The sequence below is a fragment of the Polaromonas sp. genome, assembly GCF_029945925.1.
Taxonomy (GTDB): domain Bacteria; phylum Pseudomonadota; class Gammaproteobacteria; order Burkholderiales; family Burkholderiaceae_C; genus Polaromonas.
This window is the reverse complement of the sequence record NZ_JAQSDN010000021.1, coordinates 1-22873: the sequence shown is the minus strand read 5'-3', so window position 1 is coordinate 22873 and position 22873 is coordinate 1. Positions and strand designations below refer to the sequence as shown.

Annotated in this window: 19 protein-coding genes and 1 tRNA gene; 8 read left to right on the top strand and 12 right to left on the bottom strand. The window is 62.7% G+C overall.

Features of this window, described 5'->3' with window-relative positions; translation table 11 throughout:
• Positions 1-22: 22 nt before the first annotated feature.
• Entirely contained in the window at positions 23-937 is a 915-nt protein-coding gene (locus PSV40_RS05560) for a hypothetical protein (protein WP_300535266.1), read from the top strand.
• A gap of 99 nt (positions 938-1036) precedes the next feature.
• Here PSV40_RS05560 and PSV40_RS05555 read toward each other — a convergent pair.
• From PSV40_RS05555 to PSV40_RS05525, 7 genes are all read right to left on the bottom strand, one after another.
• Positions 1037-1124, bottom strand: a tRNA-Ser gene (locus tag PSV40_RS05555).
• A gap of 58 nt (positions 1125-1182) precedes the next feature.
• A complete protein-coding gene (ureG, locus tag PSV40_RS05550) occupies positions 1183-1839 on the bottom strand; it encodes an urease accessory protein UreG (protein ID WP_300535263.1) in 657 nt (218 codons plus the stop codon).
• Positions 1836-2534 carry an urease accessory UreF family protein gene (locus PSV40_RS05545; protein ID WP_300535260.1) on the bottom strand — a complete coding sequence of 233 codons (699 nt, stop codon included), beginning with the start codon at positions 2532-2534 and terminating at the stop codon, positions 1836-1838. Before PSV40_RS05545 ends, ureG begins: the two co-directional genes overlap by 4 nt.
• A complete protein-coding gene (gene ureE / locus PSV40_RS05540; RefSeq protein ID WP_300535257.1) occupies positions 2531-3166 on the bottom strand; it encodes an urease accessory protein UreE in 636 nt (211 codons plus the stop codon). The genes PSV40_RS05545 and ureE overlap by 4 nt, the downstream gene beginning before the upstream one ends.
• Positions 3167-3178: 12 nt before the next feature.
• Positions 3179-4981, bottom strand: coding sequence for an urease subunit alpha (locus PSV40_RS05535; protein WP_300535255.1), 1803 nt, complete (start codon positions 4979-4981; stop codon positions 3179-3181).
• An 85-nt stretch (positions 4982-5066) separates the two neighbouring features.
• Positions 5067-5372: an urease subunit beta gene (locus PSV40_RS05530; protein ID WP_300535252.1), complete on the bottom strand. Its 306-nt coding sequence runs from the start codon at positions 5370-5372 to the stop codon at positions 5067-5069.
• A 222-nt stretch (positions 5373-5594) separates the two neighbouring features.
• Positions 5595-5897, bottom strand: coding sequence for an urease subunit gamma (locus tag PSV40_RS05525; protein WP_300535249.1), 303 nt, complete (start codon positions 5895-5897; stop codon positions 5595-5597).
• Positions 5898-6044: 147 nt separating this feature from the next.
• On the opposite strand from PSV40_RS05525, the gene PSV40_RS05520 reads away from it, so the two are divergent.
• From PSV40_RS05520 to infA, 4 genes are all read left to right on the top strand, one after another.
• Positions 6045-9539: an ATP-binding protein gene (locus PSV40_RS05520; protein WP_300535246.1), complete on the top strand. Its 3495-nt coding sequence runs from the start codon at positions 6045-6047 to the stop codon at positions 9537-9539.
• Positions 9536-10507, top strand: coding sequence for a response regulator transcription factor (locus PSV40_RS05515; protein ID WP_300535243.1), 972 nt, complete (start codon positions 9536-9538; stop codon positions 10505-10507). Before PSV40_RS05520 ends, PSV40_RS05515 begins: the two co-directional genes overlap by 4 nt.
• Positions 10508-11097: 590 nt before the next feature.
• Positions 11098-11337 (top strand): hypothetical protein, encoded by a 240-nt coding sequence (locus tag PSV40_RS05510; RefSeq protein ID WP_096695462.1) that lies wholly within the window; start codon positions 11098-11100, stop codon positions 11335-11337.
• Between the two features lie 60 nt (positions 11338-11397).
• Positions 11398-11649 (top strand): translation initiation factor IF-1, encoded by a 252-nt coding sequence (gene infA / locus PSV40_RS05505; RefSeq protein WP_096662987.1) that lies wholly within the window; start codon positions 11398-11400, stop codon positions 11647-11649.
• A gap of 81 nt (positions 11650-11730) precedes the next feature.
• Here the strand turns inward: infA and PSV40_RS05500 are convergent, their stop codons facing one another.
• Together PSV40_RS05500 and PSV40_RS05495 are read right to left on the bottom strand one after the other, a co-directional pair.
• The gene (locus tag PSV40_RS05500; RefSeq protein WP_300535239.1) at positions 11731-12342 is read right to left on the bottom strand and encodes a DUF502 domain-containing protein; all 612 of its coding nucleotides are present in this window, start codon (positions 12340-12342) and stop codon (positions 11731-11733) included.
• Positions 12343-12860: 518 nt separating this feature from the next.
• Positions 12861-13283 (bottom strand): hypothetical protein, encoded by a 423-nt coding sequence (locus PSV40_RS05495; RefSeq protein WP_300535236.1) that lies wholly within the window; start codon positions 13281-13283, stop codon positions 12861-12863.
• 158 nt (positions 13284-13441) lie between these two features.
• On the opposite strand from PSV40_RS05495, the gene PSV40_RS05490 reads away from it, so the two are divergent.
• A complete protein-coding gene (locus PSV40_RS05490) occupies positions 13442-13924 on the top strand; it encodes a CreA family protein (protein ID WP_300535233.1) in 483 nt (160 codons plus the stop codon).
• 439 nt (positions 13925-14363) lie between these two features.
• Positions 14364-19544 (top strand): PAS domain S-box protein, encoded by a 5181-nt coding sequence (locus PSV40_RS05485; RefSeq protein WP_300535230.1) that lies wholly within the window; start codon positions 14364-14366, stop codon positions 19542-19544.
• Between the two features lie 61 nt (positions 19545-19605).
• Here PSV40_RS05485 and PSV40_RS05480 read toward each other — a convergent pair whose 3' ends face one another.
• Both PSV40_RS05480 and PSV40_RS05475 read right to left on the bottom strand, forming a co-directional pair.
• Positions 19606-20151 carry a hypothetical protein gene (locus PSV40_RS05480; RefSeq protein WP_300535227.1) on the bottom strand — a complete coding sequence of 182 codons (546 nt, stop codon included), beginning with the start codon at positions 20149-20151 and terminating at the stop codon, positions 19606-19608.
• 349 nt (positions 20152-20500) lie between these two features.
• Complete coding sequence (locus tag PSV40_RS05475) at positions 20501-20866, bottom strand: EF-hand domain-containing protein (RefSeq protein WP_300535224.1); 366 nt, start codon at positions 20864-20866, stop codon at positions 20501-20503.
• Between the two features lie 325 nt (positions 20867-21191).
• Between PSV40_RS05475 and PSV40_RS05470 the strand changes: the two genes are divergently transcribed.
• Positions 21192-22286, top strand: coding sequence for an AI-2E family transporter (locus tag PSV40_RS05470; protein ID WP_300535221.1), 1095 nt, complete (start codon positions 21192-21194; stop codon positions 22284-22286).
• 68 nt (positions 22287-22354) lie between these two features.
• Here PSV40_RS05470 and PSV40_RS05465 read toward each other — a convergent pair.
• Positions 22355-22873: hypothetical protein (locus PSV40_RS05465; RefSeq protein WP_300535218.1), on the bottom strand; the 519-nt coding region annotated here is incomplete at its 5' end.

The following is a 22873-nucleotide window of genomic DNA, read 5'->3' as shown; positions in this document are numbered from 1 at the left end:
CAATCCGACGGTCCAACCCGTCTTGACAGGTTACTATCTCGTGAACAGGCAAACCACGATGGCAACTCAGATAAAAAAAGATCAACGCATGTATTGGGCTGGGTTGTCGCAAGCCAGCTTCCCACGTTCGTTGGCCGCATTTCTGGCCAGAGCGGTACTGCTCGGCGCAGTCGCTTTGAACACACTGTTGCTTCCGGCCGTGGCCGCGCCGAACTCCCCCCCCTTGAGCACGCTGGACCCTGCCGCAGGCTCGCGTGACAATGCCAGTGCCTCGGCACCCGCCGAATCGCAGGTCGCATCCGTTGAGCTTGTCAGGCTCGCCAATTTTGGGCAGGAAGTGGCTTCGCCGGAGTCCCGGAAACTGGCCGACTGGGTGGTCGACTCAGCCGACAATGGCAAGTTGCCCTTCATGATTATCGACAAGGTACAGGCCCGTGTGTTCATGTTCAATGCACAAGGGCAGCTTCGAGGCGCTGCTGCTGCCCTGCTGGGGCTGGCCGTGGGCGACCACACCGTTCCCGGCATTGGCCAGCGCAAGCTGTCGAGCATTCTTCCAGCGGAGCGCACCACGCCTGCCGGTCGTTTCGTGGCTTCACTGGACCGGGATATTCACGGCCAAGAGGTTCTCTGGGTGGACTACGACAGTGCCCTGTCGCTGCACCGGGTCGTGGCGGGGCAGCCCAAGGAGCGCCGGGCAGAGCGCCTGGCCACGCCGAGCCCACTGGACAACCGCATTTCCTTTGGTTGCATCAATGTACCCGTCAAGTTCTATGAAACCGTGGTGAGCCCGTCGTTTACCGGAACCAATGGCATCGTGTATATATTGCCGGAAACCCGCTCGGCCCGTGAAGTTTTCGGCTCTTACGATGTTCAGGATTCCTCGCGCAAACAAGCCTCAGCCCGGGTCGCTCCGGTAGGTGACTCCAGCACCAGATAGTCACGCATGCGAGGCTGGCAGGTTGGCTTCCCAACGAGTGGGGAGGTGTTCGGGAGGGCCCGGTCCGGGCTGTCACCGGCTTGAAGAAATACCAGCAGCTGGCGGAAGCGGTGAGATTCGAACTCACGAAAGGTTTCCCTTTGCCGGTTTTCAAGACCGGTGCAATCGACCACTCTGCCACGCTTCCAAGCTTGTTATTTTAACTGCAGTCGAGGCAGTCCCTTTGAATGCCGCTGGAAAAGAACTCAGTCGCTTTGCAGCATGCCTTTGCTTTCAATAAACGCCACCACTTCCGCCAGCCCCGTCTTGGTCTTCAGGTTGGTCATGACAAAAGGCTTGAGGCCCTTGGCCGTGGTGCGCATGCGTATGGTGTCGGCTTCCATCACGGCCAGGTCGGCGCCCACGTAGGGAGCGAGGTCGGTCTTGTTGATCACGAACAGATCGCTTTTGGTGATGCCGGGGCCGCCCTTGCGCGGGATTTTTTCGCCGGCGGCGACGTCGATCACGTAAATCGTCAGGTCACTGAGTTCGGGGCTGAAGGTGGCGGCCAGGTTGTCGCCGCCGGACTCGACAAACACCACGTCGGCGTCGGGAAAGTCTTCCAGCATGCGGTCAATCGCTTCGAGGTTGATGGACGCGTCTTCGCGGATGGCGGTGTGCGGGCAGCCGCCGGTTTCCACACCCATGATGCGTTCGGCCGCCAGCGCGCCGCTGACGGTCAGGATGCGCTGGTCTTCCTTGGTGTAAATGTCGTTGGTAATCGCCACCAGGTCGTACTTCTCCTTCATGGCCTTGCACAGCATTTCCAGCAAGGTGGTTTTGCCGGAGCCGACGGGGCCGCCTATGCCGACGCGCAGTGGTGGCAGTTTCTTGGTGCGGTTGGCGATGTGGTGCATGCTCATGAGCGGAACAATCTGGAGTATTGGGTTTCGTGTTGCGATGAAAGAATCGCCAGCATGGGCGAAAAGGCCTGGCGTTCGTGGTCTTCAAGCGCCATGGCTGTGGCAATGGCCGCCGGGATTTCCGCCGCCAGCCGGGCCAGTATGCGCTGGCCGGCGCTCTGGCCCAGTGGCACCGATTTAAGCGCGGCCTGCACCATGTTTTCGGCCCAACCGAAGGCGTAGGCGGTCAGGCAGTCGGACACCCCGGCGGTCAGCGGCGAGGCGGCGAGTGCAAAGGTGACGGGGTAGGTCGGTGGCAACTTCGCGCAGGCGTCGATATTCGCCTCGCTGACGCTGTGGTGGTTGCGCAGCCATTCCAGCAGGGAGCGCCCCATCTGTTCGGCCTGCGCCCGCAGTTCACTGGCCTCACGGGTCTGCAGCACCCAGTCGTTGAGGGCCTTCACCTGGTCGAGCGTGCCGCTGCGCCAGGCCGGAATCGCCTGTGCGATCACCGCCAGGTCGCCGCGCGCCAGGCTCAGCTGCAGCTGGTCGCTGAGCCAGTCAGACGCTATGCTTTCGGTAGCTACTCCCGCCCGTTCCACGCCGGCTTCCAGCCCTTCTGAGTAGGAGAATCCGCCGACCGGCAAGGCTGGCGAGGCCAGCCAGATCAGCTGCAGCAGGCTGGCGGCCGGCAGGGGCTGGGCCGTCGTGCTCAATGGCTGTGCGGCTTGTGTGGGTGGATCTGGATCGCGACCGGCCGCACTTCGTCGTGCTTGTGCTCATGGCCGTGAGCGTGGCCATGGTTGCAGTCTGGGCCGTGCACATGCGGCGCGGGTGCCGCGACCGGCGCGTGCGGGTGAGCATCTCCGCCCTCATGCGCGTGGCCATGGCCGCCAGCGCTGTAGGCGCCGCCTTCGGGCTCGAAGGACTCGCTGACTTCGTTGACGATCAGGTGCATGGAGCGCAGCATGTCGGCCAGCACATGGTCGGGTTCTATCTTCAGGTGGTCGGGCTTCAGTTCAATCGGCACATGGCGGTTGCCGAGGTGGTAGGCCGCGCGCGTCAGGTCGAACGGCGTGCCGTGGGTGGGGCAGGCGGTGATGCGCAACACGGTTTGCGGCGCGGCGATGACTTTCACCATGGACCCATCTTCGGCCACCAGCACATCACCGCCGCGCACCAGTGTGCCGCGCGGCAAGAAGATGCCGAGCTGGCGGCCCAGCGAGTCGGTCGCTTCGAAGCGGCTTTTCTGGCGGATGTCCCAGTCGAGTTCGACCGTGGCGGCGCGTTTGAGCAACACGGGTGCCAGGCCGGCGCCCTGCGGCATGATTTTGGAAGCCTGGAGCATCGGTAATTCAGTTCAGAAAAGAAAGTAGCGTTGTGTCATCGGCAGGCTGACGGCTGGTTCGCAAGTGAGCAACTGGCCGTCGGCGCGCACCGAGTAGGTCTGTGCATCGACCTCCATTTTCGGCGCGTAGTCATTGTGGATCATGTGCCGCTTCTGCACGCCGCGTATGTTCTTCACGGCCGCCAGGTTCTTGGCCAGGCCGAAACGCTCCTTGATGCCGCCGGCCAGGCCGGCCTGCGAGACAAAAGTCAGCGAGCCCCTGGCAATCGCGCCGCCGAAACCGCCGAACATCGGCCGGTAGTGCACCGGCTGCGGTGTCGGGATGGAAGCGTTCGGGTCGCCCATGGCGGCCATGGCGATGAAGCCGCCCTTGACGATCAGCGCCGGCTTGATGCCGAAGAAGGCCGGCTTCCAGACCACCAGATCGGCCCACTTGCCGAGTTCGATGGAGCCGACCTCGTGCGCGATGCCGTGCGCAATCGCCGGGTTGATGGTGTATTTGCTGATGTAGCGTTTGACGCGGAAGTTGTCCGCCCGATCACTGTGGTCTGCCGTACTCGGCTGACCTCTGAACGCTTCCCTCTCCCCTTGGGAGAGGGATGGAGGGTGAGGGGCTGCGATGGTAATTGATGGGGCCAGCCAGCCGCGCTGCACTTTCATCTTGTGCGCGGTCTGCCAGGTGCGGATGATGACCTCGCCGACGCGGCCCATGGCCTGGCTGTCGCTGCTCATCATGCTGATGGCGCCCAGGTCGTGCAGCACGTCTTCGGCGGCAATCGTTTCCTTGCGGATGCGGCTTTCGGCAAAAGCCAGGTCCTCGGCAATCGCCGGATCCAGGTGGTGGCAGACCATCAGCATGTCCACGTGTTCGTCCAGCGTGTTGACGGTGTAGGGCATGGTCGGGTTGGTGGATGACGGCAGGAAGTTCTGCTCACCGACCACCTTGAGGATGTCGGGTGCATGGCCGCCGCCCGCGCCTTCGGTGTGGAAGGCGCACAGGGTGCGGCCCTTGGTGGCGGCAATCGTGTTTTCGACAAAACCGCTTTCATTGAGCGTGTCGCTGTGGATGGCAACCTGCACATCGGTTTCTTCGGCGACGTCCAGGCAGTTGCTGATCGCGGCGGGCGTCGTGCCCCAGTCCTCATGCAGCTTCAGGCCGATCACGCCGGCATCGACCTGCTCGTGCAGCGCGGCCGGCAGGCTGGCATTGCCCTTGCCGAGAAAACCCAGGTTCATGGTGAAAGCATCGGCCGACTGCAGCATGCGCTCAATGTTCCAAGGCCCCGGTGTGCAGGTGGTGGCGAAGGTGCCGGTGGCGGGGCCGGTGCCGCCGCCCAGCATGGTGGTGATGCCCGAAGTCAGCGCTTCCTCGATCTGTTGCGGGCAGATGAAATGGATGTGCGAGTCGATGCCGCCGGCGGTGACGATCAAACCTTCGCAGCTGATGATCTCGGTGCCGGGGCCGATGATCATCTCGACGCCGGGCTGGGTGTCGGGGTTGCCGGCCTTACCGATGGCCGCGATGCGCCCGCTCTTGAGGCCGATGTCGGCCTTGACGATGCCCCAGTGGTCGATGATCAGCGCGTTGGTCATCACGCAGTCCATCGCACCTTCGGCCCGCGTTTTCTGCGACTGGGCCATGCCGTCGCGAATCGTCTTGCCGCCGCCGAACTTCACCTCTTCGCCGTAGCTGCCGGCACGCAGGGTGTAGTCGGCCTCGACCTCGACCATCAGCTCGGTGTCGGCCAGGCGCAGGCGGTCGCCCACGGTGGGGCCGAACATTTCGGCATAGGCTTGTCGTCCGATCGTGGCCATCAATGGACTCCCGTAGGGCCGCCCCAAGGGAGGCCAGCGCCCCCTCGGGGGGCAGTGAATACACGAAGTGATGAACGTGGGGGCATCAGATCTTTCCTTGTACCAGGCCGCGAAAGCCGTAAATTTTTCGTTCGCCGGCGAAGTCCACCAGCTCCACCGTGCGCTGCTGCCCTGGCTCGAAACGCACCGCCGTGCCGGACGCGATGTTGAGCCGCATGCCCTGCGCGGCGGCTCGGTCAAAGGCCAGCGCCCCATTGGTCTCGGAAAAGTGGTAATGCGAGCCGACCTGGATGGGCCGGTCCGCGGTGTTTTGCACCACCACGCTCAGTGTGCGGCGGCCGGTATTGAGCGGATGGTCAGGGCCATCGGTGAATATTTCGCCTGGAATCATGACCGTCTCACTTGTCTTTGTTGGACAGCCAGATCGCCAGCACAACCAGGCCGCCAAGGGCCACAAAACCCCAGGCGTCGGTGGCATGCCAGTGGGCGCCGGCCATCAGATGACCGTCATGGCCAAATGAGGCTCCAGCCCACGTTGTTATTGCGCAAGTAGCTATAGTTTTGAGAGCAAAACTGGTTTTCATGGTGCGGGCTTTTTGCAAGGGTGGATGATTCACACAATCGGCTGGTGCACGGTGACCAGCTTGGTGCCGTCGGGAAAGGTGGCTTCGACCTGGATGTCGGGGATCAGCTCGGCAATGCCGTCCATCACGTCGGCGCGGGTCAAGATCGTGCGACCTTCGCTCATGAGCTGGGCCACGGTTTTGCCGTCGCGTGCGCCTTCCATCACGGCGGCGCTGATCAGCGCGACGGCTTCGGGGTAGTTCAGTTTCAGGCCTCTGGCCTGGCGCCGCTCGGCCAGCAGCGCGGCCGTAAAAATGAGCAGCTTGTCTTTTTCTCTGGGGGTCAGTTCCATGGGTTCTCCGGGGTCGGCTGCAGCAGTGAGCGCTCTGCCGGGGTGCAAGAATGGTGCCACAGGAGAACGGCGCGCAGCACTGGTTTTCCCTCTGTGGCATGGAACCTGCACTTGAAGAGGCTCCGCCTTATGACGTATTGACACCCCATGGACGCCACCGCCACGCCGCCCCTGCCGACCCCGGCGGTTCCGCCGTGGGCGCCTGCCGTGCCTGCGCAGGCGGGGCCCGAGGCGCCGGTGCAGCGCATCATCAAGGTCAGGCGCGACTACAACAGCTGGGTCGCCAGTGAAACCATGGAAGACTACGCACTGCGTTTCACGCCGCAGAGTTTTCGCAAATGGTCCGAGTGGCGCGTCGCCAACACCGCCTTCGGCGCGGCCTCGTTTCTGATCCTGGAGGCGGTGGGCGCCACCCTGCTGGTGCAGTACGGCTTCACCAACGCCTTCTGGGCCATCGTCGCCACCGGGCTGATCATTTTCATGGCCGGCCTGCCGATCAGCATTTATGCCGCGCGTTACGGTGTGGACATGGACCTGCTGACGCGCGGCGCCGGCTTCGGCTATATCGGCTCGACCCTGACCTCGTTGATTTACGCCTCTTTCACCTTCATCTTTTTTGCGCTCGAGGCGGCGGTCATGGCCTATGCGCTGGAACTGGCACTGGGCATTCCGCCAAGCTGGGGTTACCTGATTTGCGCGCTGGTGGTGATTCCCCTGGTCACCCACGGGGTGTCGGCCATCAGCCGGCTGCAGGTCTGGACACAGCCGCTCTGGCTGATCATGCTGGTCGTGCCGTTTGTGTATGTTTTGGTGCGTGATCCGGGAGCGTTTGCCGGAATAACGCACTACAAAGGTGAAAAGGGCGCGAATTCGGGCTTTGATCTGCACTTGTTTGGTGCCGCCTTGACGGTGGGTATTGCGCTGATCACCCAAATGGGTGAGCAGGCCGACTACCTGCGTTTCATGCCGGTGCGCACGGCGGCCAACCGCCGCCGCTGGTGGGCCGGCGTGCTGGCCGGCGGCCCCGGCTGGGTGTTGCTCGGCGTGGTCAAGATGCTGGGGGGCGCTTTTCTCGCTTACCTGGCGATCCAGCACATGGTGCCGCTGGAGCGCGCGGTGGACCCCAACCAGATGTACCTGGCGGCCTATGAATACGTGTTTCCGCACTACGGCTGGGCCGTGGCCGCCACAGCGCTGTTCGTGGTGATCTCGCAGCTCAAGATCAATGTCACCAACGCCTATGCGGGATCACTGGCCTGGTCCAACTTCTTCTCGCGCCTGACGCACAGCCACCCGGGGCGTGTGGTCTGGGTGGTGTTCAACACGTTGATCGCCTTCATGCTGATGGAGATGAATGTGTTCCAGGCCCTCGGTGATGTGCTGGGCCTGTATTCCAACATCGCGATTGCCTGGATGATGGCGGTGGTGGCCGACCTCGTCATCAACAAACCGCTGGGCCTGTCGCCCAAGGGCATCGAGTTCAAGCGCGCCCACCTGTACGACATCAACCCGGTCGGTGTGGGGGCGATGGCGCTGGCTTCGCTGCTGTCGGTGAGCGCCCACCTGGGACTGTTCGGCCCGTTGGCCCAGGCTTTCTCCGCGGTCATTGCACTGGGCACGGCTTTCATCACCTCGCCGCTGATTGCCTGGGCCACGAAAGGGCGTTATTACATCGCCCGCCAGGGGGAAGCGCCCGAGGCCGATGCCCAGGGCCACTACAAACCCTATGCACTCAAGCGCTGCGTGATCTGCGAGCGCGACTACGAAGGCCCGGACATGGCGCATTGCCCGGCCTACCAGGGTCACATCTGCTCGCTGTGCTGCACGCTGGACGCGCGCTGCGGCGATTTGTGCAAGCCGCAGGCCAGCCTGTCGGCGCAATGGTCGGCCACCCTGCGCTGGCTGCTGCCGCGCCGCATCTGGCCTTACCTGGACACCGGCCTGGGCCACTTCCTGCTGCTCATGTTGGTCATCGTGCCGCTGCTGGCCAGCGTGTTCGGCCTGCTCTACCACCAGGAAATGCGCGCCTTGCTGGACCTGCAGGCCGCCTCCGAGTCGGCGCTGCGCTCCGGCTTCCTGAAGGCCTATATGGCGCTGCTGGTGATCGCCGGGCTGGTGGCCTGGTGGCTGGTGCTGGCACACAAAAGCCGGCAGGTGGCGCAGGAGGAGTCGAATCGCCAGACGCATTTGCTGATGAAAGAAATCGAGTCGCACCGCCAGACCGACGAGGCGCTGCAGCAGGCCAAACGCGTGGCGGACCTCGCCAACCAGGCCAAGAGCCGATACATCAGCGCCATCAGCCACGAGCTGCGCACGCCGCTCAACAGCATTTTGGGTTACGCCCAGCTCATGGGGGAAGACACGTCGATTCCGCTGCACCGCCAACAGGCGGTTGGCGTCATCAAGCGCGGCGGCGAACACCTGCTCTCGCTGATCGAGGGAACGCTGGACATTGCGCGCATCGAAAGCGGCAAACTCACGCTCAATGTCAAACCCATGCACTTTGTGGATTTTGTGCAGGAGATGACCGGCATGTTCGAACTCGAAGCCCAGGCCAAGGGCCTGAGCTTTCACTTCGAGTCCGAAGGCACGCTGCCGGTGGTGGTGCGCGCCGATGAAAAACGCGTGCGGCAAATCCTGATCAACCTGCTGGGCAACGCCGTCAAGTTCACGGCCAGAGGGCGCATCAGCCTGCGGCTGAAATACGCGCGCGAGATGGCCAGCATCGAAATCGAGGACACCGGCCCCGGTTTGTCGGCGCAGGAGATCGAGCGCATTTTCGAACCCTTCACGCGCGCGTCCACACCCGGCCCCGCCGCACCCGGCGCGGGCCTGGGCCTGACGATTGCCAAGATGCTGACCGACCTGATGGGCGGCGAACTCACGGTGGCCAGCAAGCCGGACGTCGGCTCGGTATTTCGCGTCAAGCTGTTTTTGCCCGAGGTGCGGCTGGCACCCGGCGCCGCGCTGCCGGTGCCGTCGTCGCGCGCGCACAAGGCGCGTTACGGCTATGCGGGGCCGCGCCGGCGCGTGCTGGTGGTGGACAACGAGGAGGCCGACCGCGAGCTGCTGGCCAATGTGCTGCAGCCGCTGGGCTTCGAGATACGCACGGCCGCCAGCGGCCACGACTGCCTGGACCTGCTGGCCGCAGGTTACCGGCCCGAGGCGATCCTGATGGACCTGGCCATGCCCGGCATCGACGGCTGGGAGACCCTGCGCCGCGTGCGTGCGGCGGGCCATGCCGATATTCACCTGGCGATTGTGTCGGCCAACGCCTTCGACAAGGGGCTGGACAATGATGTGGGCATCCGCCTGGAAGACTTCATTCTCAAGCCGGTGCGCCACAGTGAGCTGCTGGACTGGCTGGAGCGGCGCCTGGCGCTTGTCTGGCTGGAAGCGCCGCCGCAGGCGCCGGCCGCACCGGGACAGGCTGCGCTGCCGCGCATCTACCCGCCCGTGGCGCAACTCGACGCCTTGCGCGAGGTGGTCAACCTCGGTTATTTTCGCGGCATCATGAACACCCTGGACGAGATCGAAAAATCACAGCCGCAAAGCACGGGTTTTGCCGCCGAGATGCGCGGCCTGGCGCGTCAGTTCCAGTTCGAGACCATGAGCCAGCAGCTCAGCCAGGTGCCGACATGAACGGCCGTGTGCTCGCGCAGACCCTGGACCGCGCCAACAGCGACGTGGTGCTGATCGTCGACGACGTGCCCGACAACCTGTCGGTGCTGCACGATGCGCTCGATGAATCGGGCTACACCGTGCTGGTGGCCACCCACGGCGAGGCGGCGTTGCAGCGCGCCGCCCAGGCGCTGCCCGACATCGTGCTGCTCGACGCGATGATGCCGGGCATGGATGGCTTCGAGGTGGCCAAGCGCCTGAAGGCCGATGCCCGCACGGCGCACATCCCCATCATCTTCATGACCGGGCTGACCGAGACCGAGTACCTGGTCGCCGCGCTGGAATCGGGTGGCGTCGACTATGTGACCAAACCGATCAAGCCCAAGGAAGTGCTGGCGCGCATCGGTGTGCACCTGCAGAGCGCGCGCGAAAAGCGCCAGGCGCGCAACGCCCTGGATGCCTTCGGCTACGCCACCATCACGGTGCGCGCCAGTGACGGCAAGCTGATGTGGCAGACGCCGCTGGCGCGCGAGCTGTTGCAGCAGTATTACTCTACCTGCGCGCCGCAGACGCCGGAAGCGGTGCTGACCTGGCTGCGGCGCAACCTGGCCGATGCCGAACGGCAGATCGAGCCGCCGCGGCTAGTGTGCGAGAGTGCCGCCTCGGTCGCGCGCCGTCTGACCTTTCGCCTGCATCAGCAGACTGGCGACGACGACTGGCTGATCATCATGCGCGAGGAGTCCGACGACACGGTGATCCAGGCCATGAGCCTGAGCTTCAAGCTCACCGCGCGCGAGGCCGAGGTGCTGTACTGGGTGGTCAAGGGCAAGATCAACCGGGATATCGGCGACATTCTGGGCACCAGCCCCATGACGGTGAAAAAACACCTGGAGCGGGTGTTTGCCAAACTCGGGGTGGAAACCCGCACGGCTGCGGCCGGCATGGCCATGAGCCGCATCCGGCTGCTGCACCCGCAGTTTGAACAGTAGCGCCCCGAGGTCGGGGGCCCCCACGGTCGCTCGCTGCGCGTAGCTCCCGAGGCCTTGCAGGCCGCGGCTCGCGAGACGCTTCGCCTCTGTCGCCTGTCCAAAGCTGCTCAAGCAGCTTTGGAGCCGCAGGCTCCAGCCCCGCGGGGGCCGCTGCGCCTGCGGACTGGCAGAGCCAGATCCGCGGCCCCGGCTGGCCTGAAGAGCCCAGCCCCGCGCATGCTCGCTGCACATTGCTTCCTCTGGCCCTGGAACCGGCTTTGTGCAGGCTGGCGTGGTAACGGTTACAATAGCGGATTCGGTAAAGCATCAGCTTTTTACATCGAAGCCCCTTTACCACGCGGCTTCCTTCTCAAATGCGGCGCTTCCAAGAGCCCGAATTCACAGTGTTTTCAGTGCCCCTACAGCGCTGAACCCTCTCAAACACTGTTCCATTTCCGGCGAGCACCTCCCCCAACGGTGCCCACGCAAGGCTCAACCAGCCAGTCCTTTTTTGTAAAGCCTGGCGGTCAGGACCCGAACACGCGCGGGCTTGCTTGCAAGCCGTTATTTCCTTATTTATCAAGCCGGGAAAAATACCCGGCACAGACTTTATGAACATCGATCACACCAATATCGCGGTGGGCAAGTACCTTGTCTCCCCGCTCGCCAAACCGCAGGGCGAAGGCCTTTACGCGGCGTCGGTCTCCATCCGCTCCGGGCGCGGCAGTGCCACGCATGACCGCGTGCTGCGGTTCAGCGGGCTTTTTGACAGCGCGGCGGCTGCCGTGCATTACGCGACGGAACACGCCCTCGGCTGGATTCACGAGCGCACGTCGCCGGTTTGCGCCTGACAGGCTCAGCCCCATCGCCTGCACCACAGATTATTTTCAAATTCGCAAGGAGTTTTCATCATGGCCAAAGAAGAACTGATTGAAATGCACGGACTGGTCAACGAAGTGCTGCCGGACTCGCGCTTTCGCGTGACGCTGGACAACGGCCACAAGCTGGTGGCTTACACCTCCGGCAAGATGCGCAAGAACCACATCCGCATTCTGGCGGGCGACCAGGTGTCGCTGGAACTGTCGCCTTACGACCTGAGCAAGGGCCGCATCACGTTCCGGCACATTGCCGGCCGCGGCCCGGGCCCTTCGCGCAGTCACTAAGTTTTTTTAGATCATATTGGCTGCCAGCCCTTGAAGGACGGGCGCCAATAGCTATTTTATTGATAGCAGTCAAAAGCCGGCTCAAGGCCGGGGCGCGTTGTCCGCAGAACTCGGCGGCCGCGCCATCCATGCGAACATCGACGAGCGCATCGCTTCCTCAACCGTCATCGCAATCGGTTGGACCCATTCGACAGGCACAAAGACGGTGTAACCGCCAATCATGTAGCCCATCGGCAAATACACCGCCACACGTTCCCCCGGCAAAAAGCCCGCGGGCAGATCCGCAAAACTGCGGCGCGTGATCAGTCCCACAATTTCGAGCCCGTTGTCCGGCATGCGCAGGATCACCACACTTTGTTCGCCCTGCTTGCCTGTGGGCGAAAAGTAATCGGCAAAACTCTTGAGCGACGAGTAAATGCTTTTCACGACAGGCAGGTTGGTGAACGGCAGCTCGACAAACAGCAGCGCCTTGCGCACGCGCGGGTCGGATACCAGGTAACCAATCAGCACAATGCCGAGCATGCCGACCACCAGCCCCATGCCCGGTATGTAGAAGTCGCCGAACAGCGGCCGCAGTATCCACAGCGTCAGGGTCTCCATCCATGCCAGCATGATGAAGAGCAGGTACAGGGTCAGGGCCAGCGGCAGGATGGTGATCAGCCCGCGGAAGAAATATTTGTAGAGCTTTTTCATGGTGGTTTCAAAAAGGGAAAAGTCGGACCGGGCAGGGTGGTGAGCGAAGTCCCCCAATATACCGAAGCTCTGTGGCGCGTCCAGCGACCGGGTGTGGCGTTCAACGCTGCAATGTAGGTCTGGCCCTACCTTTGTTGGGGTCCGCTTCCGGCACCCGCGTCTGCGGAAGGTGTTTATCTTTGGGTTTCGTACTTAACAAGGAAAAGTCACATGCCCATCATTGCCTGGTTACTCGGTGTCCCCATCACCGTCATCATCCTCCTGATGTTGTTCGGCGTTTTTTAAGTCGGGGAGGTTCTTCATGCTGCGTAAACTGCTTGTTTTCGCCATCACCTCCGGGCTGGCGGCCAGGCTTTATCGCCACTACGCCAGCAGGCGCAGCCCGCCTGTGACGCCGCTCAGGCCAGCGGCGACACGGCGCCGGCGCGCGGGCGTCCAGCGGGATCCGGGCTGAGACCATGTCCCGGCCTCACGGGCCGGGGCATTTTCACTTCGCATTTCGCCACTGCCGGTGTCGATCACTCCATCCTGGACACGGGCCCAAAGCAGGCCTTGAGTGAGGCCTTCTCGCAGACCAGCATCTTGTTGCGCTGCGGGTTGAACTGGATGAAGCGGGTGATCTGTTCTCCCGGCCCGTCCAGCAGCGCCCCTGAGCAATCCTTCTTGTCGTTTTGCCGGACCACGGTTTCCACGAGCTTGTAGAAACCGCTGGCGTCGGGCAGCTTCGCGACCACGTATGTTTTTTCGGCTACTTCCTGTCCGCTGGTGCTGAGCACCGTGCGGTTGCTGCGGTATTGCCACGTCTCGGTGCAACTGCCGCCGAAGAGCGACCAGGACCAGGTGCCTGTCAGGGGGTGGGCGTTCGCCGGCGCGGGCTCGCCGGCAGCCTGCAGCAGGGGAGCGGCCATGAGCAGGCAGGCAGTGAAAAGCAGTTTTCGCAATCAGGGCTTCCTCAGAGGCAATGGATGGGAGGGGGGCGGAAGGGTCAATGCTACTCCCTTGCCGCTTGGCCCCTTGCCGGGCGCCGGCCGGAAAAACCGCGCCGCTATTGAGGGGCAGCGTGGCTATAGTGGGGCATGTTCACGCTGAAGGAAACCCCATGAAAAAGTCCGCCCTGTCGCCGTTGTTGTCCGTGCTCTTGCTCGGCGTGTTGTCACCCGTGCATGCCCAGAGCATCGGCGAGGTGGACACCGTGTTCAAATTCATCGGACCCGATCACAAGATCGTGGTCAATGCCCATGATGACCCCAAGGTCAGGGGTGTCACCTGTTACGTGTCTCGGGCCAAAACCGGCGGCATCAAGGGGGCCGTGGGTTTGGCTGAAGACAAATCTGAGGCATCCATTGATTGCCGCCAGGTAGGGCCGGTTTCGTTTGTCAAACCGCTGCCGCAGCAGGAAGAGGTTTTCAGCGAGAGGATATCGCTGGTTTTCAAGAGGATACGCATCGTGCGCATGGTCGATGCCGACCGCAACACCCTGGTGTACCTGACGTACTCGGACCGGGTGATTGAAGGCTCGCCGCAAAACAGTGTCGCGGCGGTTCCTGTTGATCGTGCGATGAAGATTCCGTTGCAGCCTTGAGTTCCGCTTCGGCCAGGGTGCTGGTGTTGTGACGGGCTTTCGGAAAAAAAGAATGAAAAAGGCTTCATAAAATCGCATACTCAGCCGTTATATGGGGATATGTGTCATTCCATCGTGTTAAACACTGAACGAAACAGGGGCGTTTGTCTCTCTGTGGCAGCCTTGCTGTCAGATCTTGCCCGGGCAAGGGGAAGTGCTTGTGCCCTGACCGCCGGTTTGCGACATTCCTGCCAGCAACAAAAATGCAGGGGACTACCCCGATAGCAACCGGGCGGGGAGCGATGGATACTTTGGTTCTAAATTGCCCAAATCCCCATGCTTGGGTTTCACGGCATTTCCAACGAGATATCAGGTAACCCATGCACCACCAATCTCTTCCTGCTTCGTCAGCCGGCCTGTCCGGCTCCTCCTGTGCTGCGGTCGACAGGGGGCTCCAGCCATGAGCCGTGAAGAGGAACTGCTGGACGCCAACGCGCGCTTGCAGGCCCGCCTGGCCGAACTGGCCGCCGACAAGGACCGTCTGGGGCTTGAGCTTGACGAACAGAAGCGCCAGGCTGAACTGCTCAGGAGCAGTGTGCAGGGATTGCGCGATCTGGCCACGATATCGGCGGACTGGTACTGGGAACAGGATGCAGAGCATCGCTTCGTCAGCTTTTCCGGCGGGCAGGCGGCCATCGATCTCGACATTGAGCGGGACAGCAACACCGGCAAGCGCCGTTGGGAGCTCGCCGGTGCGGTGCCTCTCAGCGGGTCCTGGGAGGCGCACCGCGCTTTGCTGGATGCGCATCAGCCGTTTCGCAATTTCGAATACATGCGCAAGCTCGGCGACGATTTGGCGTGCTACCTGTCGGTCAGTGGCATCCCGGTCTTTGACGACCAGAACCGCTTCCTCGGTTACCGGGGGACGGTGCATGACATCAGCGCGATCAAGCGCTCGGAAGAGGCCGGGCGGCAGGCCGCGGGTTTCCTCGATGAGGTGGTTGACAACCTGCCGATTGCCCTGCAACTGAAGTCCGTGCAGGACGGATTCAGGATTGTGGGCTGGAACAAGGCAGCCGAGGCTCTGTACGGGGTGACCCGCGAAGAGGCGATGGGCCGCACGGTGCACGCTCTCTGGCCGAAAGAGGACGCAGACCGCATGCACGCCGCCGACCTGGAGCTGATCGCAGCAGGCGTCATGCAGGACCTGCCCGACCGGCAGGCCGCCACAAAACACCGCGGCGCCATTCGCGTTCACATGCGCAAGGTCCCGCTGAAGGACGCCAGCGGGGCCGTCACCCATATTCTGGTCACCAGCGGGGATGTCACCGGACGCTTGGCCGCCGAGGCCCGACTGCGCTATAGCCAGGAACGTTTTCGCAGCCTGACCCAGCTTTCTTCCGACTGGTACTGGGAGCTGGACGACCAGTTCCGCTTCACCCGGATGTCCAGCGGCGCGGCCCGCTTTGGCAGGCTTCCGGCCGGCCCGGGAGACCAGGCCCGGATCAGCGAATACATCGGCCGGACACGCTGGGACATCGACGACAGCCCACGCAACAAGGCAGCCTGGGCGGTGCATCGCGCGCAGCTGGATAACCATGAAACCTTCCGCGACTTCGAATACGAGCGCGTGGACCTGGACGGCCAGTGCATCTTTTTCTCCATCAGCGGCGAGCCCGTGTTTGACATGGACGGTAAATTCACGGGCTACCGCGGCGTGGGCACCGACATCACTGTGCGCAAGCAGACCGAAGCAGCGCTGGTGGCCAGCGAGGCACGCTTTCGCAGTGTGGTCGGTGCGCTGGCTGAAGGTGTCATCATGCGTGATGCCGAGGGGCGAATCCTCGACTGCAATGCCAGTGCCGAGCGCATTCTTGGCCTGACTCTGGCCCAGATGCGAGGCCAGACCCTGGTGGGGCCGGCGTGGCAGACGCTGCGCGAAGACGGTTCGTTGATGGCCGGGGACGAACGGCCCAGTGCGGTGGCCAAGCGCACGGGCTTGCCGCAGTCCAACGTGGTGGTCTGTTACCGCAAGCCCGACGGCAGGGATCTGTGGGTACTGATCAATGTGAGGCCGCTCTTTGACCGCGCCGGCGACGCCCCGTCCGGGTTTGTCAGCACTTTCACTGACATCACCGAGCGTAAGCGCGCCGAGATGGAAATTGTCCGGCTCAACGTCGACCTGGAAAACCGGGTCTCGCGCAGGACAGCCCAGCTGGAGGCGGCCAACACGGAACTGGAGGCTTTTTCCTATTCCGTGGCGCACGACCTGCGTTCCCCGCTGAGTTCCATCGACGGCTACTGTGCCTTGCTGCAAAAGGCGGTGTCGCCGCAGGCCGACGAACGCCCGAGCCACTACCTGAACCGGATACGCGGCGGTGTGCGGCGCATGGGTGAACTGACCGACGGGCTGCTGCTGCTTGCCAAGCTGTCGCGCACCAGCTTGAACTGGGAGACCGTGGACCTCGGGGCCGAGGCGGCCCGGGTCGTCGCACAATTGTCGGAGGCCGAGCCCGGACGCGACGTTCGGGTGACCGTCGAGCCCGGCATGCTGGTCAGGGCGGACGTCTCGCTGATCCGGCAGGTACTTGAGAACCTGATCAGAAACGCCTGGAAGTTCAGTGCGAAAAAGAGCCGCACGGAAATCGTGATCGGCAGGGAAACCGTTGTCGACCAACCGTCGGTGTATTTTGTCCGGGACAAGGGCGCGGGATTCGACATGGCTTATGCCGACAAGCTGTTCGGCACTTTTCAGCGCCTGCATTCGCCGGAAGAGTTTGCCGGCAGCGGCATCGGCCTGGCCACGGTCAAACGCATCATCATTCGTCATGGCGGGCGGATCTGGGCAAGTTCCGTGTTGGATGAGGGCAGCACGTTTTATTTCACGCTCGGAAGCGACCAGGGCAATGCCTTGCCGGGTGACGATGTTTCCGGAGAAGACGTGGGCATTGCGCTGGCCCTGCCCCGCTCACGCCACCTGTTCAGGGACACCGGCCCGGCGGCCCGGGATACGGCGGGTTCGCTGATCAGCAGTGACAACGATATTTTTTCCGCCGGTGACCAGCAGTTCAGCAGTGCTTTCGAGCATGCAGCGATCGGCATGGCGCTGATCGCCATCAACTCGCGCCGGATCCGGGTCAACAGTGCCTTTTGCCAGATGCTCGGCTACTCCGAAGCGGAGATGCTGGCCCGCACCGTGCACGACCTCACCCATCCGGACGACATCGAATGGGATCTGCTGCAGCGAAAAAGGGCGCTGGACGGCGAGATTGAAACCTACCAGCGGGAAAAGCGCTATATCCACAAGTCCGGACATATTGTCTGGGGCTCTCTGACGTGTTCGCTGGTGCGCGACCCCGACCGCAAGCCGCTGCACTTCATTGTCCAGGTGCAGGACACCACCGAGAGAAAAGAGGCCGAACGCATCCTGCGCGAGAGTGAAGAGCGCTTTCGCGCACTGACCGAGCTGTCGTCCGACTGGTTCTGGCAGCAGGATGAAAATTTCCGTTTTGTTCCGGTTCCAGGCGAGGCGACCCGGCTGTCGGCAATTTCCCGCGACGCCATCGGCAAGGCGCCCTGGGAGCTGAACCATGTGGACATGGATAACCGTGTCTGGGAGGGCCACAAGGCAATGCTCGCGCGGCACGAGGTTTTTCGCGACATGGAAATTTCCCTGCTTGACCGCAAGGGAAATGTTCGTTACATCAGCATCAGCGGGGAGCCGATCTTCGATTCGTCCGGTCGTTTTACCGGGTACCACGGAACCGGCCGCGACACCACCGAGATGCGCCGCGTCAGTAACGCGCTGCGGGACAGCGAGATGCAGTTGCGCGAGATCACGGACACCGTGCCGGCCCTGATCGCCTATGTCGACAAGGCGCAGCGCTTTCGCTTTCACAACCGGGCCTATGAAGAAGGGTTTGGCCTGTCGCATGAGCAGATCGACGGCAAAACCCTGCTCGAGGTCATGGGCGAGGAGCTTTACCAGGTCGTGCGCGCCCAGGTAGACGAGGTCCTGTCGGGTTACCCGGTGGTCTACGAGCGCACCCAGAAAACCGCACGCGGCGACCACCGCGACTATGTGGTCAATTATTTTCCACGTTACGGCGACGGCAAGGAGGAAGGCGAGGTCATCGGGTTTTATTCGCTGGCGACCGATGTGACCGAGCTCAAGCGCATCGACCGCATGAAAAGCGAATTTGTCTCCACGGTCAGTCACGAGCTGCGCACGCCGCTTACCTCCATCCGCGGTTCGCTGGGGCTCATCTCCGGCGGCGTGGCCGGCGAGTTGCCGGCGCGCGTCAAGACCCTGGTGGACATTGCCAGGAACAACTGCGAGCGCCTGATCCGTCTGATCAATGACATCCTGGACATCGAAAAAATCGAGTCCGGCAAGATGCACCTGGACCTGCAGGTGGTCAACCTCCAGCCCTTGCTGGCACAGGTGCTGGCGGCCAACGAAGGTTTTGGGGCGGCGCAAAACGTCAGCCTGCGCCTGGATTTCCCCGAGGGTGACCTGCGGGTTCATGTGGATAGCGACCGCCTGGCCCAGGTCGTGACCAACCTGCTGTCCAATGCGGTGAAATTTTCACCGCCGGGCGGGGTGGTCGAGGTCCATGTCAAACGCGCAGGCCTCGGCGTGCGGGTGGAAGTGCGTGACCACGGGCCGGGTATTCCGGAAGAATTCCGCAAGCGCATCTTCCAGAAATTCTCCCAGGCGGATTCGTCCGACACGCGCCAGAAGGGCGGCACCGGGCTGGGCCTGAATATTTCCAGGGCGATTGTCGAACGCCTTGGCGGCAGCGTGGGTTTTGACAGCAAAGTCGGCGTGGGCTCCACCTTTTTCTTTGAACTTCCCGAGTGGAAAGAAGCTGCGCCGCGCCTTCCCCCGCAAGCCGGGGTCTTCACCCGGCCCTGCGTGTTGATCTGCGAAGACGACAGAGACATCGCCCGCCTGATCGCGATGATGCTGGACAAGGGCGGCTTTGACAGCGACATGGTTTACAGCGCCTCCGAGGCGATGGCCCATCTGGCGGCCAACCGGTATGCAGCGATGACGCTGGACCTCAAGCTGCCCGACCAGGATGGCGTCACACTCATCCGCACCCTGCGTAGCCAGGAAGGCACGCGTGATCTGCCCATTGTGGTGGTGTCGGCCATGGCCGGGGAGGGTCAGATCCAGTTCAACAACCAGCCGCTGACGGTTTCCGACTGGCTCGAAAAGCCGATTGATGAAAACCTGCTGATCCGCAGTCTGCGCCATGCGATAACAGGCATGGCCGAGGGCAAGCCCCGCATCCTGCATGTTGAAGACGATCTGGATATCCAGCGCATCACGGCAGCAATCGTGCAGGACTTCGCCACCTTTGAATTTGCCGCCACGCTGCAGGAAGCCCGCGCGTGCCTGCTGGCGCGGACCTACGACCTGGTCCTGCTCGATCTGACCCTGCCCGGTGAATCAGGTTGGGATCTGCTGGCCGACATCGAAGCGCTGGAGCGGCCGCCGCCGGTGGTGGTTTTCTCGGCCAGCGAGGTGGACCGCGCCCAGGGAACCCGGGCGGCTGCCGTGCTGGTCAAGGCGCAAACCTCGAACGCTGAACTGCTGCAGACGCTGCAGCGGGTCCTGAGCCAGACGCGCTGATCGAAGGAAGGGTGCCGCCTTCAGGCGGCGGGCCTGCAGCAGCAAGCCCGCCTCAGGGCGTTTACAGCCGTCCCAGGTCCTGGATGGCGTCCACCACCATGCTGGTGCCCACGGCGATCAGCAGAATGTCGCTGGCCACGCGCACATATTTGTGGCCGGCAGGGGGAGTTCCCAGCTGGATCAACACGGCATTGGGCACCGGGTAAAAAACCACGTCACGCGGCAGCGGCTGGCCCATGGCCCACTTTTTAGCCTGGCCCGGAGGCATGCAGCCATTGTTTTTCTTTGCCAAGCCGGGAGGGCAGCGACCTGCCTTGTACTGCTTGCCGTAGTACTCGCGGATCACCACGCGCTGCTGGTCACCGAAGTAGGCGCCTACCCGGACATCCTGTTGCACCGGGCGGGCCTGCTGGGCTCCCTTGTTGTTGCCGTTGCCCTTGTCGCCGCGGTCGGCTTTGTCCGACTTGCCGCCGGAACGTTCGTTTTGCTCCTGCTTTCCGCCTTTGCCCTGGCCGGCCCATTCGGGTTTCTGGGCCCAGGTGGAACCTGCCGAGAACGCAAACGCCAAAACGAGGGGCACCGCGCGAAGGGGATGCAATGGATTCATGTTCATGAGGTGACCTTGGTCGCTGGGTAATCGGCCGGGCCTGGGTCCGGTGCTTGGGTGACTGCTTTATAACGCGTCACCTTGGATTTCGTTGGCCTTTTGGCTGACATGGGGTCTTCCTGCGATGTTGTCCTACAGCCAGGAGCCGGTCGCGCGAGGCGCGCCGAGTCGCTCACCAGGGTTTACAGCCTGTGGCACACAGGCAGCTGAGGTCATCGCAATTGCCGATCGAGAGCGCTGATGCGCGGATGCCGGAGGTCGCGGAACGTGATGCCAAAAAGGGCTGCAGCCCAATACAGGAAAGCGGGAGGCGCTATCAATCGGGGAGCGTTCTCCTCTCAATTTCCCGTCAGCGGCTTTTCGCCTGGTTCAATGCGCTTTCGAACTCCTGGTGCGACAGAGTGCTGTCCTTGTTCGTGTCGGCTTCATCAAAGTGCCTGGCCACACCGCGAAAGCCGGACGCCTCTTCGCGGCTGATCTTGCCGTCCTTGTTGGTGTCCATGAAGCTGAATGCCCGCGCGATGTCCCCGGCGGTGTATCTGGGTTCGGTGGCGGCCGAGACCGTCGATACCACGGAGGTGGACGGCGCGGACTGGGCCTGAACCGCCGCCGGCTGGGCGTGTGCCACCGGCGCCAGCAAGGCCGCTGCTGCGGTGGCGATGGCGAGGGCGAAGTGGGTAGGGGGTGCGCCCCGTGAGGCGGTGGTCAAAGTCATGGGGTTCCTGACGGTATGGGTAAACATGAGTACCATTGAACGCCAATAGACCAGTTGGCGCCAGCAAGGTTGCACGGTGTTGCGTGACTTTACATTCCTGTGGCAACGGGACACATTTTTTTTGCGCTGACCAGGCCGTTCGGGCTGCCCTCTGACGGCAGCTGTCCGACCTGTCCCACAAGTAGCAAACCTCTGGGCTGGCGCGCGAACCATTCGATAATGGCGATCATCAGGCAGAGCATCACCGCGCAAACAAAAAACCGGACTTCCCGGTGGCCGTCTGTGCGGCGGGCGATACCCCCCATCCAGCAGGAACCGCCAAGCCATGAACCTCCCCGACGCAGCGACATCCACCGCGCTTGAAAACAAGACCTTCCTGCTTCTGCTGGTGGCCGTCTCGGTGGCTTTCCTGTGGATACTCTGGCCGTTTTACGGGGCGGTGTTCTGGGGCGCGGTGCTGGCCATCATGTTCGAGCCGCTGTACCTGCGCGTGCTCAGGGCCATGCCGGCCAGGCGTGTTGGCGCCGCGCTGCTCACACTGCTGGTCATCCTGGTGGCGGTCATTTTGCCGGTGGGCATCGTGACCGGGCTGCTGATCCAGGAAGGCGGCAGCGTCTACCAGCGCATGCAGTCGGGTGAACTCAGCGTACCGCGTTACTTCCAGCAGGTCTACGATGCCCTGCCGGCCTGGATCACCAGTTTGCTTGACCGCTTCGGCATGAACAACTTCGGGCTGGTGCAGCAACGGATCACGGAAGGGCTGACCAAGGGCAGCCAGTTTTTTGCCACACAGGCCTTGAGCATCGGGCAGGGCACCTTCGACTTTTTCGTCAGTTTTTTTGTCATGCTCTACCTGCTGTTCTTCCTGCTGCTCGACGGTTCGGCCCTGGTCATGCGCATCAAGGATGCCGTGCCGCTCAATGCAGAGGTCAAGCGCAAGCTGGCAGCCAAGTTCACCACGGTCATTCGCGCCACTGTCAAGGGCAACGTCGTGGTGGCCCTGATCCAGGGCTCGCTGGGCGGCCTGATCCTGTGGGTGCTGGGCGTGCATGCGCCGGTGCTGTGGGGCACGCTGATGGCCTTCTTGTCGCTGTTGCCGGCTGTCGGCGCCGCCATGGTGTGGCTGCCGGTCGCAATTTATTTCCTTGCCACGGGGGCCATCGTCCAGGGCGTGGTGCTGATCGCCTTCGGCGTGCTGGTGATCGGCCTGGTCGATAACATCCTGCGCCCGATACTGGTCGGCAAGGACACCAAGATGCCCGACTACGTGGTGCTGGTGTCCACGCTGGGCGGCATGGCGCTGTTTGGGCTGAACGGCTTTGTCATCGGCCCCGTGATCGCGGCGATGTTCATGGCGGCCTGGGATCTGTTTGCCAAGGCGAGGCAGGCGGAGGTGGCGAAGCCGCCCAAGCGGCCGTGACGTCAGCGTAGCGACATCCTTGACAAGAATTCCCGGAAGTCAGGTGCCGGGAAATGCCGGAACCCCCCTCAGCGGGGCACCACCTTGTAGGATCGGCCATCCGCTGCGGAGCCCGAGCTTTCTCCCTGAACAATCAACGGGGCAAACACGCGAATTTCGGTGGTGGCCGGGACGGTGAACTGGGTTTCCAGCGTGGCTTTTCCGTTTCCCTTTGTGATCACCTTGACATCCTGGCCAAGGTCCGAACTGTCGGCAGCCAGAACGACCAGCTTGATCGTTCCCGTTGCCGAAGTCAGGACATAACTGACGTCGACCTTCAGCCTGACTTGTTGGCCCGGGTGAAAGACCTGGCTTGTGTCGGGCGAGATGGCCGTGATTTGCGCCAACGAACCGAAGGGCGGTTTGCCGGCGGGTTGCCCCGTGGACTGGCAACCGAGCAAGAAAATGGAAACAGCAATTGCCGCAAACAGTGAGGGTGAAAATTTGATGTGCATTACTCCATCCTGAACCGGATGAAGAAAAAAGTCAAAGGAGAGCCTTGTCCAACGAGGTATGAGCCTGAAGGAGGCGCGTATTTCCAACGAAAA

What these genes read in the sequence shown, in the direction of transcription:
- infA (WP_096662987.1), top strand. Translation starts at nt 11,398, where the DNA reads ATGGCCAAAGAAGAACTGATTGAAATGCACGGACTGGTCAACGAAGTG.
- PSV40_RS05470 (WP_300535221.1), top strand. Translation starts at nt 21,192, where the DNA reads ATGAACCTCCCCGACGCAGCGACATCCACCGCGCTTGAAAACAAGACC.
- PSV40_RS05525 (WP_300535249.1), bottom strand. Translation starts at nt 5,897, where the DNA reads ATGGAACTGACCCCCAGAGAAAAAGACAAGCTGCTCATTTTTACGGCC.
- PSV40_RS05500 (WP_300535239.1), bottom strand. Translation starts at nt 12,342, where the DNA reads ATGAAAAAGCTCTACAAATATTTCTTCCGCGGGCTGATCACCATCCTG.
- PSV40_RS05535 (WP_300535255.1), bottom strand. Translation starts at nt 4,981, where the DNA reads ATGGCCACGATCGGACGACAAGCCTATGCCGAAATGTTCGGCCCCACC.
- PSV40_RS05490 (WP_300535233.1), top strand. Translation starts at nt 13,442, where the DNA reads ATGAAAAAGTCCGCCCTGTCGCCGTTGTTGTCCGTGCTCTTGCTCGGC.
- PSV40_RS05480 (WP_300535227.1), bottom strand. Translation starts at nt 20,151, where the DNA reads ATGAATCCATTGCATCCCCTTCGCGCGGTGCCCCTCGTTTTGGCGTTT.
- ureG (WP_300535263.1), bottom strand. Translation starts at nt 1,839, where the DNA reads ATGAGCATGCACCACATCGCCAACCGCACCAAGAAACTGCCACCACTG.
- ureE (WP_300535257.1), bottom strand. Translation starts at nt 3,166, where the DNA reads ATGCTCCAGGCTTCCAAAATCATGCCGCAGGGCGCCGGCCTGGCACCC.
- PSV40_RS05485 (WP_300535230.1), top strand. Translation starts at nt 14,364, where the DNA reads ATGAGCCGTGAAGAGGAACTGCTGGACGCCAACGCGCGCTTGCAGGCC.
- PSV40_RS05530 (WP_300535252.1), bottom strand. Translation starts at nt 5,372, where the DNA reads ATGATTCCAGGCGAAATATTCACCGATGGCCCTGACCATCCGCTCAAT.
- PSV40_RS05510 (WP_096695462.1), top strand. Translation starts at nt 11,098, where the DNA reads ATGAACATCGATCACACCAATATCGCGGTGGGCAAGTACCTTGTCTCC.
- PSV40_RS05475 (WP_300535224.1), bottom strand. Translation starts at nt 20,866, where the DNA reads ATGACTTTGACCACCGCCTCACGGGGCGCACCCCCTACCCACTTCGCC.
- PSV40_RS05520 (WP_300535246.1), top strand. Translation starts at nt 6,045, where the DNA reads ATGGACGCCACCGCCACGCCGCCCCTGCCGACCCCGGCGGTTCCGCCG.
- PSV40_RS05515 (WP_300535243.1), top strand. Translation starts at nt 9,536, where the DNA reads ATGAACGGCCGTGTGCTCGCGCAGACCCTGGACCGCGCCAACAGCGAC.